Origin of the sequence: Undibacterium sp. Ji83W (assembly GCF_049340385.1) — a bacterium.
In the GTDB taxonomy this organism is placed as follows: Bacteria; Pseudomonadota; Gammaproteobacteria; order Burkholderiales; family Burkholderiaceae_D; genus Undibacterium.
Genome location: NZ_JBMPOZ010000002.1, coordinates 520172 through 532447, shown reverse-complemented (window position 1 = coordinate 532447; position 12276 = coordinate 520172). Strand labels below are relative to the sequence as shown.

Here is a 12276-nt window from a genome sequence, read left to right as displayed (position 1 = left end):
AGCTACAAGTCGATTAGTTAGTATACCAAGCTCATGCTTAATTCAGGAATAGAAAATGCGACGATGGAATGGTTGGGGCGATGACAGTATTTCTTATGCGATCAATGCAAATGCTTTGAGTTTTTTGCAGACACGCATAGGTCTGGGCGCACCGCAGACAGATGCAGAACTGGATCAGGTATGCCGACAAGTGCCAGGGAGCCGTTTGCCAGCACATACTCTGGTAGATACAGATGCTCTGGGGCGTGTCAGGCATACTCTGGGACAAAGCCTGCCAGATTGGCTGAAAATGCGCTTTGGCAAGATCAGTCACTTCCCTGATGGCGTGGCTTACCCAGAAAGTGCCGGGGATGTACGCAGCTTGCTGGATTACGCCACGTTACACAACATCGCCCTGATACCTTATGGCGGTGGCACCAGCGTGGTTGGGCATCTGGCAGTCGCCGGGAGTGAACAGCCGGTCTTGTCAGTGGATATGTCACGCATGTCGCAATTGCTGAATCTGGACAAGGAAGCGCAACTGGCGACTTTTGGTGCAGGTGTCTTTGGCCCTGATCTTGAGGCGCAATTGCGTGCACAGGGCTATACGTTGGGTCATTTTCCTCAGTCTTTTGAATACTCGACGCTGGGCGGCTGGGTAGTTACCCGTTCATCTGGCCAGCAGTCATTACGCTATGGGCGTATAGAGCAATTACTGGCCGGAGCCAGGGTGGAGACGCCTGCCGGGCGGCTGGATATCCAGACCTTCCCGGCATCCGCTGCAGGGCCGGACTTGCGGGAAATGCTGCTGGGTTCAGAAGGGCGCATGGGCATACTGACGGAAGTGACCGTGCGCATTACACCTTTGCCGGTATGTGAAGAATTTCACGCCGTGTTCTTTCCTGATTGGGATACTGCGCAAACGGCGGTCAGGGCTATCGCCCAAACCAAGCCAGGTTTATCGATGTTGCGCCTTTCAAATGCCACTGAAACCCTGACCAGCCTGACACTGGCAGGCCACAAAAAGTTGATAGGCTTGCTGGAATCTTATCTGCGCTTGCGTGGCTGTGAGGAGGGTAAATGCGTATTGCTCATCGGTGCCAGTGGTGAAAAACCCCAGGTGCGCCAAGCCATCAAGTTTGCATTGAAAATCGCAAGCCAATATAAAGGTGTGCATGTTGGTAAGACCATGGGCGAGAAATGGAAGCAGGGGCGCTTCAGGAATGTGTATCTGCGTAATAGCGCCTGGCAGCAAGGTTATGCCATAGATACAGTAGAGACCGCTTGCGACTGGCCCAAGGTCAAGACCATGATGCTGAGTATGGAGCAGGCGGGCAGGGATGCCATGGCATCCGAAAATGAACTAGTGCACGCTTATACGCATTTATCTCACCTGTATGGCCAGGGTGCCAGCGTGTATTCCACCTTTGTTTATCGCCTGACGGGTGATTATGAGCATGACTATGCGCGCTGGCGCAGGCTGAAGTCTGCAGTCTCGGCTGCCATTGTCACCAATGGTGGCACAATAAGCCACCAGCATGGTGTGGGTAGTGATCATGCGCCTTACCTGGAAGCGGAAAAAGGCAGTTTGGGAATATCCGGCATGCGTCACCTGTTCAAGCACTTTGACCCGCAGGGCATCATGAATCCCGGTAAGTTGCTGCCAGCAGAAGATGTGGCGCAATGAAAAAAGCCAAATCGCGTGCTGATTTGCTCAACGCGCTCGCCAAGCATGAGCAAGACTGGGACATCGTCGTCATCGGTGGCGGGATCACTGGTGCAGGCATATTGCTGGAAGCTACCCGACGCGGTTTAAGGGTTTTACTGGTGGAGCAAAAGGATTTCGCCTGGGGTACATCGAGCCGCTCATCAAAACTCGTACATGGCGGCCTGCGTTATATCAAGGAGGGAAAAATTTCCCTGACGCGGGATTCTGTACGCGAAAGGCAGCAGTTGTTGCAAGCCGCAGCTGGCTTGGTCGAGCCACAGAGTTTTGCGTTTGCCGACTATCAGGGCCGCAAGCCGGGGCGCTGGATGTTTGCGATCGGTTTAGTCATTTATGACTTCCTGGCTGGTTTGCGTGGCAAACATTATTTTTCGGCGCAGGATTTTCAAATGCTGGCGCCGCATATACCTGCTGCTGACTTGAAAGGCGGCTCTTGCTATATGGATGCCAAGACTGATGATGCCCGTCTGGTACTGAGGGTTTTGCAAGAGGCACGCGCTGCTGGCGCGACTGCCATGAATTATCTCGCAGTAAAAAACGTCGTCTATGTAGAGGGGCAGGCCAGCGGCGTGGTCTTGCAAGATGCATTGAGTAAGCAGGAGTATCAACTTAAAGCCAAAGTCATCATCAATGCAACTGGGGCCTGGGCAGACGGGCTGCGCCAGCAGCAGGGACAAAGTGCAAGACTGCGCCCCTTGCGTGGCAGCCATTTGCTATTGCCAGCGTGGCGCTTGCCGGTGGCGCAGGCGGTAAGCCTGATGCATCCTCGCGATGGTCGCCCGGTATTTGTGTACCCTTGGGAAGGCGTTAGCCTCGTGGGGACGACGGATGTTGATCATTGCACTGACATGCAGGAAGAGACGGCAATCACTGCAGAAGAAGTCGCTTATCTGATGGAGGCCATGGATTTCCAATTCCCGCAATTACAACTCAAGCTGGATGACATCATTGCCACCTATGCAGGCATACGGCCTGTGATTGATACGGGCAAAGCCGATCCATCCAAGGAGGGGCGTGACCATGCCATATGGCTGGAGAAAGGTTTGCTGACAGTCACAGGCGGCAAGTTGACGACTTTCAGACTCATAGCGCAAGATGCATTGAAACACATCGATCATTTATTTCCTGATCATCAGGCTGAACAGGAAGCAGAGAGCTTGTTTACCCGCCCCTCAGATTTAGCGAATGAAAAGCAACTAAGTCATACACAAAAATCGCGACTGCAAGGCCATCATGGTGAGTCTGCTGCTGAAATTGTCCAGATAGCTCAGGATGGTGAACTGGATTACATACCAGGAACACTGACCATGTGGGTAGAATTGCGCTGGGCAGCACGATTCGAAGAGGTCGTACATCTGGAAGATTTGCTATTGCGCAGGACCAGACTGGGCCTATTGCTGCGACTGGGGGGGCTGGCTTTGTTGCCACGCATCAGGGCAATCTGCCAGCCTGAATTAGAATGGGATGATGAGCGATGGGACGTTGAACAGACAAGCTATCTGCAATTGTGGAGTAAGCATTATGCTTTACCAGCGAAAGCCAGTATTCCAGAGTGGCGATCACCCCAACGTCAGTCTATATAGAATAAAAAGATCATGTCCAAACAATATATTCTCTCCATAGACAACGGCACCCAAAGCGTCAGGGCTATCCTGTTTGATTTGCGTGGCAATATCGTCGCCAAATCCCAGGTGCATCTGGAAGCTTATTTTTCAGATAATCCAGGTTGGGCGGAGCATCATCCTGAAGATTATTGGCAGGCGGTGTGCACGGCATGTCAGCGTCTGTGGAATGAACAGGGGATTTCACCTGCTACGGTACACGGTGTCGCAGTGACCACGCAGCGTGGCACCATGATCAACCTGGACAAGCGGGGCTTACCCCTGCGTCCGGCGATCACCTGGCTGGATCAAAGACGTACTGACATAGTGCCGCCAGTAAATCCCTTGTGGATGACAGCCTTTAAACTGGCAGGCGTTGCCAGCACCATCAATTTCTTTCGTGGTGAGGCGGAGGCCAACTGGATCAAGGCGCATCAGCCAGATATCTGGGACAAGACGGATAAATACCTGATGCTATCTGGCTACCTGAATTATCGCCTGTGTGGCAATTTCATCGACTCCATAGGTTCGCAAGTCGGTTATCTTCCCTTTGATTACAAGGGCTTGAAATGGGCAGGGAAACTGGACTGGAAATGGCAGGCGCTGGCGGTAAAGGCAGAATCCTTGCCTGAGCTGGTGCCGCCGGGCACGGTGATGGGACATATTAATCAGGTGGCTGAAGCAGCGACGGGCATACTGGCTGGCACACCTTTGCTGGCCGCAGCAGCAGACAAGGCTTGCGAAGTGATAGGGGCTGGCTGTCAGCAACCTAACATCGGCTGCCTCAGTTACGGTACGACTGCCACCATCAATACCACCAGTAAAAAATATCTGGAAGTGACACCATTCATACCACCATATCCAGCGGCGATACCCAATTCATATAGTACCGAGGTGCAGATATTCCGTGGTTACTGGATGGTGAACTGGTTCAAGGAACAATTTGGTCATCACGAGAAACTCCAGGCAGCAGAGCAGGGTGTGTTACCAGAGGCCTTGTTTGACGAACTGGTGAATGCCGTACCGCCAGGTTCCATGGGCCTGATGCTGCAACCTTATTGGACGCCGGGTATCAAGGTACCGGGTGCGGAAGCCAAAGGCGCCATCATCGGTTTCGGTGATGTACATACGCGAGCCCACATGTACCGCGCTATCCTGGAGGGACTGGCTTACGCCTTGCGCGAAGGTAAGGAGCGTATAGAAAAACGCAGCGGCGTTGCCATTACTGAATTGCGCATATCTGGTGGCGGCTCGCAAAGTGACGCTGCCATGCAATTGACGGCTGATATCTTTGGCTTGCCGACATCGCGTCCACATATTTATGAAACTTCAGGGCTGGGTGCAGCTATTGATGCGGCTGTAGGGCTGGGACTGCATCCCAGTTTCGATGTGGCCATCAAAGAGATGACGCGCATAGGTGAGACCTTTGAACCTATCGCTCATCATCACCAGATATACAATGAGCTGTATCACCGCGTCTATCAAAAAATGTACGCCCGCTTGCAGCCTTTGTATAAAGAGATACAGCAAATCACCGGGTATCCCAAAATGCACTGATGCCACATGGTAGTGTCTGGCCTGCTATCATTACCAGCATGACGACACTAGTTCTTTTGCCTGGCATGGATGGTACAGGCACACTCTACGGGCCTTTGCATACCGCATTGGATGGCAAAAGCAAGTTACTGGTACTGACATACCCGGCAGATCAGGCACTGGGCTATGCAGAACTGGAGGAACTGGTTCAGGCTCAGTTGCCAACGGATGAAGACTATATCTTGCTGGGCGAATCGTTCTCTGGTCCTATTGCTATATCCATCGCTGCGACTCAGCCGGTGCGGCTAAAAGCCTTGATACTGTGCGCGACGTTTGCAAGCAATCCTTATCCTTGGCTGGCAGCTTCCAGATACGCGCTGCCTTATTTGCCAACCAGGCTGGCACCATTGAGCGTACTCAGCCATTTGCTGTTGGGGCGTTTTTCCAGCAAAGAATTGGGCGCACAATTGGCAGATGCTTTGGCACAGGTCAAACCTGCCAGTTTAAAGGCACGCCTGCACGCGGTACTGAGTTGTGATGTCAGGGAAAAACTCAAGGCCATCCAAGTGCCGGTACTTTATCTGCAAGCTACCAGAGACCGGCTGGTGCCAGTATCTGCCCATGCAGACATCCACAGGCAATTGTATGAAATGGAAACATGCAAATACGATGCGCCCCATTTTTTATTGCAGACCAAAGCAGATGAAGTCGCCAGGGATATTTGGCGATTTATATCGAAAAATGAGGCTTAAGATAAATAGTAACAGCGATACTCAGTATGGGAAATGGATGCCAAAGTTAACAGGCCTGTCAACATACCTTAGTCCAATAATACCGAGCCATCCGGACCCCATTTTACTTTGGTAATCCCTGGCTCGGTTTCTTCCAGTCTTTTCAGCTCATGTTCTTGCGGCGTTATCACGCCACGTTGCAAACGCAATTCGTCTGCCAGTGTCTGGTCTTCCATGATTTGCTGACGACGTGCTGCTGCCAGTTGTATGGTTTCCAGTAATTCGTCCTGATTCCAGGGTTTTGCAATGTAGCGAAACACTTCTGCATCATTGATGGCACCCAGTATGGTCTTGAATTCGGCAGAGGCGCTGAGCATGAGGCGTATTGCATGAGGCTGCATTTCTTTGGCAATGGACAAGAACTGTATGCCGTTCATACCCGGCATATGGTAATCAGAGATGATAAAGTCGAACGCTGTATTGCTAAGGCGCTTTATCGCTTCCTGAGGGGAATTAAACAATTCCATCGTCATTTCCATCTCTTTAGCGACGCTTTTCAAGCTTCTTTGCAGCGCAAGCAATACATTTTGTTCATCATCGAGCAATAAGATTTTGTACATTATTTTCTCCTGTTACTGTGTACGCGTATGACCAATTTAGCACCCGCAGGATGCTCGAACAATGTCAATTTATCGATCACGTGCTGGTCAAGAACATAATCTGCCGGTAAGAGCAGCATACCTTCTTTGGAAATAACATCTGCAGAAAGTATCATGCCAGGCTGTAATTGCGCTATGGTAATTTCTCTATCGTCAATATCATCGGCCTGATTGCTGATGATTTGCTTGAAAGCAGCAACGACCTTTTCATCATAACGATTACCAGCGCCACGTATGATCAAAGCCTGGGCATCTTCCATATGCACGCGTTTTTGTACCAGACTGCCATTTTGCAGATTGTCATAGTCGCTTGTCAGTGACAAAATGCGTGCGCCTATGGGGATACTCTCGCCGACCAGGCCATCAGGGAATCCCCGGCCATCAAAGCGCTCATGCTGTGCACGTATGATTTTTGCTGCCCCTTGCAAATCTTGCAATGGCATCAATAATTGCTCGGCGCGTAGGGTATGCTTATGAAAATGACCCAACTGCTCGCCATTCATCTGATTGACAGGCGTTGCTAATAATTCATCTGAGAAGCCTATTTTACCTATGTCGGCCAGTAAAGCCGCTACAAAAATTTCTTGCGCTTCGCGCGTATCCAGATTAAGTTTTTTTGCAATTTTCCTGGACAAATCGGCGACGCGCCGTGAATGCCCCACCAGTTTATCGCCACGCATTTCGACGACATTGGAAAAAACCTTGATCGATGTCAGGAAATTGCTTTTTAATTTATCGTTGGCATGTAACAGGGATGCATGCGCTTTTTTCAGGTCTGCGGTGCGTTCATCCACCTTGATTTCAAGGCTGGCATTCAGGGACTTCAGTTCCTCGTTCTGACGCTGGGTTAGCTCTTCCAGCCGCTTTTTCTCTATCTCCAGTGATTTGCGCTCCAGCGCCTGTTTGACGACCAGCACAATGTCATTGTCGTTCCAGGGCTTGGTAATATAGCGATAGATTTCGCCACGGTTGATGGCATCAATCGTCGATTGTATGTCGGCATAACCTGTCAACAACAGGCGTATGGTGTCCGGCCATCTGGCTTTCACTTGCGTCAGAAATACCGCGCCATCCATGACTGGCATGCGCATGTCGGAAATAACCAGGTCAATCGTCTCTTTTTCCAGTACCTCCAGGCCTTCCTGGCCGCCATTGGCGATGAATATCTTGTAAGAGTGTTGCCTGAAGAGCCTGCGTAGCGAGGAAAGGATATTCGGCTCGTCGTCAACGAAGAGCAATACTGGCATTGTTTCTGATACTGACTCTTCACTCATGTGGTGTCACCATCAGTGTCCTGGGGTTGATCTTTATGTTTGATAGGTAAGCTGATGAGAAAATTCGTACCGCGGCCAACTTCGCTATTGACCGTAATTTTCCCATGATGTTTTTGTATGATGCCATAAGACAGGGAAAGCCCCAGCCCTGTTCCTTTACCTATCGATTTTGTCGTGAAGAAGGGATCAAAAATGCGGTTGATAATCTCTTTGGGTATGCCACTGCCGTTATCGCCAATATCAATAAACACCTGGGTGTCATCGCAACTGGTGCGTATGGTGATCTGGCCGCGTTCAGTCGTGATGGAATGAGATGCATTGACCACCAGATTCATGACGACTTGATTGATTTGTGATGCCAGGCATTCAACATCAGGAATTTTGCCGTATTCCTTGATCACGTCGGCCTTGTACTTGATTTCGTTATTGACGATATTAAGGGTCGAATCTATACCCTGATGGATATTGGCCCATTGCCATTCCTGTTGCGAATCGACCCTGGAAAAATCTTTTAAGTCCTGGACTATCTTGCGTACTCTCTCTATCCCTTCACGCGATTGCTGAACCAGTTCGGGAATATCTTCCTTGAGAAAAGATAATTCCTTTTCCTCCTTGATTTCGGTGAGTTCGTTTTTGATGCTGGCAGAAGCGATATGCTGTTCAGATGATTCATAGACTTGGATGATGGCAAACAAGTCTTTAATATAATTTTCCAGGGTAGCAAAGTTGGAAAAAATATAGCCTATGGGATTATTGATTTCATGTGCCACACCTGCGGCAAGTTGGCCTATGGATGCCAGTTTTTCTGATTGTAGTAACTGCTCCTGTGCCATGGATAACTTGGCATTGAGTTCGGTAAGCTCAGTATTCCTGCGCACCAGTTCGTTTTCTACCGATTCTCTTTGCTTGATATCCGCTTCCAGCCTGCTATTGGTTTCAGCCAGTTGAAGGGTACGTTTTTTGATCAGGTTTTCCAGATTGCTATGGGCTTGGCGCAAGGCATTTTCTGCGTCGCGGCGCTCGGTAATGTCTTCCAGGGTCTCCATGGCACCGACAATTTTTCCTTCATTGTTGTACAGTGGTGCCGCCGTAAAGTGCAGCCAGAGACCATGTTCATGCAAGTCAGGAAAAAAATCGATAGCTTCGTAAGCACCGTGTATCAATTGGGATTGCGAGAATTTATTATGATAAAACTTGTGTACCACAATATCATCGTGACCTGATAACACCAGATCAGCCAGCACAGGCCGGTTATCGCGATAAAAAGGTTTCCACTGATTGCGGGTTGAGATCATGCTGGCAGCAGAGTAGCCAAGAACAAACTCACAAGCCTTGTTCCAATGCGTGATGATGTGATTTGAGTCAATGACGAAGGTTGGTACCGGGCTACTGTCAAGGAACTGTGCCAGTTCTATGCCCATCTTGTTGAGCAGAGGGGCATCAACTTTCAATTTGTCTTGCTCTGCATGGAAAACAGGGGTGAGAGCATCTGTAACTGAAGCTGCAGACGTGGGTATGTCACCGTTTCCTGGCAAGGAAAATTCTTTGTTCATTGTTTTACCTGGTCTCCGATGTAACGCAATTCTTTTATTTTGTCCTGATCTGTGACTGATGTTCAATGTGCAGGTTTGCTTTTTTTAGTGGCGATTACGATCATCCATCAGCATGACGATTTTTCCCGTTGATTTATGTTTCGCGCCCAGGTTTTTCCACTGCGCATTATAAAGTTGACCGTGTACCTGCACGGGAAACCAGAGTCCTTCAGAAAACTCGCGTATTCCCGGGCCTGCGTCCGGTATCATGTACTCGATCTGACAACCCAGTTCCAGTCTTGATGGCGGAATAATTTTTTCAGCAGAGTTATTGATGAAAACCACCATGTCTTCGTCATCGACTGCAATGATGGGCAAGGGCACATATTGCAAAACTTCACGTATGATGCTCAAACTCAGCTCATCACGACTGATTTGTTTTTGTTTTTGTTCCAGCATTTCAGCCAGTTGCTTGTTGGCGCTGATCAGTTCCTGATTTGTTGTTTGAACTTGCAAAGTCAGACGCCGATTTTCATCTTCCATTTCTTTATAGTGAAATGCTTCCCGTATATTCGCACGTATTTGCTCATCGTCCCAAGGCTTGGTCAGGAATTTATAGATAGCACCTTCATTGATGGCATCTGTGATGTACTGTAGTTCGGTATAACCAGACAAGATGATGCGAACTGTATCAGGATATTTTTTTTTCGCATTTCGTAAAAAATCTACTCCCGTCATTATTGGCATTCTCTGGTCGGAAATGATGACATCGACCCTGTTTTTTTCAAGAATCTCTAGACCTTCATGGCCGCTGCCAGCTGTCAGTATGCGGTATTCATCTCTGCGTAACAGACGTTTGAGGGCACTCAGTATATTAGGTTCGTCATCTACTAGAAGCAGGGTGCGATCAGGTTTTCCCAAGCGCAGTAAATGCTTGTCCAGAACTGGTTTCTCTTGCAGGAAAAGTTGCATTTGCTCAGAGTCCAGGGGTTTTGCGAAGAAATGCCCCTGTATCTGGTCGCACATATTATCGCTCAGGAATTTGCATTGGGCCTCAGTCTCGACTCCTTCGGCAATGACTTTGATACCCAGACTGTGCGCCATGGAAATAACAGCTCTGGTAATGGATGCATCGTCTAGATTGTGCGGTAACTCCTGAACAAAAGACCGATCGATCTTGACATAGTCGAACGGATAATGTTTGAGATAACTCAGGGCTGAATAACCAGTACCGAAGTCATCCAGTGATAAAGTAAATCCTTGTTTTTTGAAGTCGCTGAAGACTTTATCTATACTGTCGCTACGATACATCAGTATTTGTTCCGTTATTTCCAGTGATACTTTATCTGGCGTGACAGCCATACTTTCCAGAATTCCAGAGAGACGGTTGTTAAAGTCGCTGCTTTGCAATTGTATGGGCGAGATATTAATGGCAACACAGGGGGGATTCAGACCTGTCAAATTCCAGTGGACGATATCTTTGCAAACCTGCTTGATAATCCATTCACCCAGACGCACGATGAGATCAGATTTCTCGGCGGCCGGAATAAGTACTGCAGGTGGGATCTTGCCATGGATGGGATGCTGCCAGCGCAACAATGCTTCTGCTCCAACCACATGTCCTGTCTGCAAATCGACTGTAGGTTGATAGTGCAAATGCAATGCATTGGTATCAATGGCGACATTGAGTTCAGCTTCTATATCGATACTGTCTTGTTCTATCGTATTCATGGCGATAGCCCTGTCTGTTCTTCAATATGATTTCAATATGCTGTATGCGATTCTGCCGGCTGACTAATAGAGAGCAGTATCATGACTCAGTCGATGTATTTGTCTGATGCAAAGGTAACCAGACGGTGAAGCAAGTCCCTTTCCCCATGACGCTTTGTACGTCTATGCGTCCGCCATGCTTTTTGATGATGCCGTAGGAAAGTGATAAACCCAGGCCAGTGCCACTACCTACGGGTTTAGTCGTAAAAAAAGGTTCGAAGATGCGATTCAGGTTTTCTTGCGGGATGCCAGAGCCGGTATCCAATACCTTGATCCATGCCATGTCTTTCTCGCATCCAGTGCTGATTTTGATCATGCCGTTTTCTTTGATGGCATGTGAGGCATTCACCAGCAAGTTCATGACTACCTGATTGACCTGGGAAATAATGCATTTCACCAATGGTACCTGGCCATATTCCTTGACGACATTGGCTTTGTATTTGATCTCGTTTTTGACGATGTTGAGGGTGCTGTCTATTCCCTGGTGCAAATCGGCTTCCTGCCAGTCTGTTTCACCGACATGAGAAAAATCCTTCAAAGACTGCACGATATCTTTCACGCGTTTGAGCCCATCCATGGACTCACGCACCAGATCCTGTATGTCTTCCTTTAAAAATTCCAGATCCGCCTTTTCTTTTAGTTCATCCATTTTGCTGACGGCAGTTGGTGGGGACTGTTGCTGTATCAAATCTTCATACTGATTGATGACTTCAAATAATTTTTCTACATAGTTTTGCAAACTGCCGATATTTGAATTGATAAAACCTATGGGGTTATTGATTTCGTGTGCAATACCAGCGGCCAGTTGGCCGACCGAAGCCATTTTTTCTGATTGCAATAGCTGCTCGTGGGCTTCTTGCAGTTTTTTGATCAAAAGATGTTGCTCTTCACCTTTCTTGAACAAGGCTGCTTCCATCTCCTTGCGTTTGGTGATGTCAGTCAAGGAACCCACAACTTCAACAGGATTACCATCTTTGTCACGTATCAACCTCAACATGTCATGCATCCAGACATACTGGCCGCTACGGCTCATGAAGCGGTATTCATAGGTTCTTTCACCCTCGGTAAACAGTTTGGCAATGCTGGAGAAAATCTCGGGTACATCACTAGGATGTATATGCTCAAACCAGAAATTGGGGTCCGCGACCATTTCGTCAGGATGATAGCCAAGTACATGCAAGGCGTTGTTGCTGACGAAAGTCATTTTGAAATCGCCCGTGGGCACACTGCTGTAGATGATAGCTGGGGTATTGTCTATCAGGTATTGAAGCCTGGCATCCGTGGAGATACCTACTACCGAAGCGGGCAGAGGGGCAGCATTAGCTGCGGGTAGAACGCTGAATTCATCAAATTGATTCACCATGACCACCATTAGGAAACAATCAATAAAAATATTGCTTTTTTTAAAATTCCCTTATGTCTACATATTAGAGCAACAAGTATATAAAGTGCTATTTTTTTCAAACAG

General features: G+C 48.5%; 9 protein-coding genes. 4 read left to right on the top strand and 5 right to left on the bottom strand.

Going from position 1 to position 12276, the window contains the following annotated elements:
• The first annotated feature begins 55 nt into the window (after nt 1-55).
• The 4 genes from ACO0LD_RS06515 to ACO0LD_RS06500 are packed head-to-tail and all read left to right on the top strand — an operon-like array spanning nt 56 to nt 5594.
• Nucleotides 56-1666, top strand: coding sequence for an FAD-binding oxidoreductase (locus ACO0LD_RS06515; protein ID WP_423004919.1), 1611 nt, complete (start codon nt 56-58; stop codon nt 1664-1666).
• Nucleotides 1663-3288: a glycerol-3-phosphate dehydrogenase/oxidase gene (locus tag ACO0LD_RS06510; protein ID WP_423004917.1), complete on the top strand. Its 1626-nt coding sequence runs from the start codon at nt 1663-1665 to the stop codon at nt 3286-3288. Before ACO0LD_RS06515 ends, ACO0LD_RS06510 begins: the two co-directional genes overlap by 4 nt.
• A 12-nt stretch (nt 3289-3300) precedes the next feature.
• Complete coding sequence (locus ACO0LD_RS06505; RefSeq protein WP_423004915.1) at nt 3301-4863, top strand: FGGY-family carbohydrate kinase; 1563 nt, start codon at nt 3301-3303, stop codon at nt 4861-4863.
• A 38-nt stretch (nt 4864-4901) separates the two neighbouring features.
• Nucleotides 4902-5594: an alpha/beta fold hydrolase gene (locus ACO0LD_RS06500; RefSeq protein ID WP_423004913.1), complete on the top strand. Its 693-nt coding sequence runs from the start codon at nt 4902-4904 to the stop codon at nt 5592-5594.
• Nucleotides 5595-5662: 68 nt separating this feature from the next.
• On the opposite strand, the gene ACO0LD_RS06495 is transcribed toward ACO0LD_RS06500, so the two are convergent.
• From ACO0LD_RS06495 to ACO0LD_RS06475, 5 genes are all read right to left on the bottom strand, one after another.
• On the bottom strand, nt 5663-6193 hold the full coding sequence (locus ACO0LD_RS06495) for a response regulator (protein ID WP_423004911.1): 531 nt from the start codon (nt 6191-6193) through the stop codon (nt 5663-5665).
• Entirely contained in the window at nt 6193-7506 is a 1314-nt protein-coding gene (locus ACO0LD_RS06490; RefSeq protein WP_423004909.1) for an HD domain-containing phosphohydrolase, read from the bottom strand. Before ACO0LD_RS06490 ends, ACO0LD_RS06495 begins: the two co-directional genes overlap by 1 nt.
• Complete coding sequence (locus ACO0LD_RS06485) at nt 7503-9059, bottom strand: ATP-binding protein (RefSeq protein ID WP_423004907.1); 1557 nt, start codon at nt 9057-9059, stop codon at nt 7503-7505. Before ACO0LD_RS06485 ends, ACO0LD_RS06490 begins: the two co-directional genes overlap by 4 nt.
• 84 nt (nt 9060-9143) lie before the next feature.
• Nucleotides 9144-10769, bottom strand: a complete 1626-nt coding sequence (locus tag ACO0LD_RS06480; RefSeq protein WP_423004905.1) for an EAL domain-containing protein — start codon at nt 10767-10769, stop codon at nt 9144-9146.
• 79 nt (nt 10770-10848) lie between these two features.
• Nucleotides 10849-12171, bottom strand: a complete 1323-nt coding sequence (locus tag ACO0LD_RS06475; protein WP_423004903.1) for an ATP-binding protein — start codon at nt 12169-12171, stop codon at nt 10849-10851.
• Between the last annotated feature and the right edge of the window lie 105 nt (nt 12172-12276).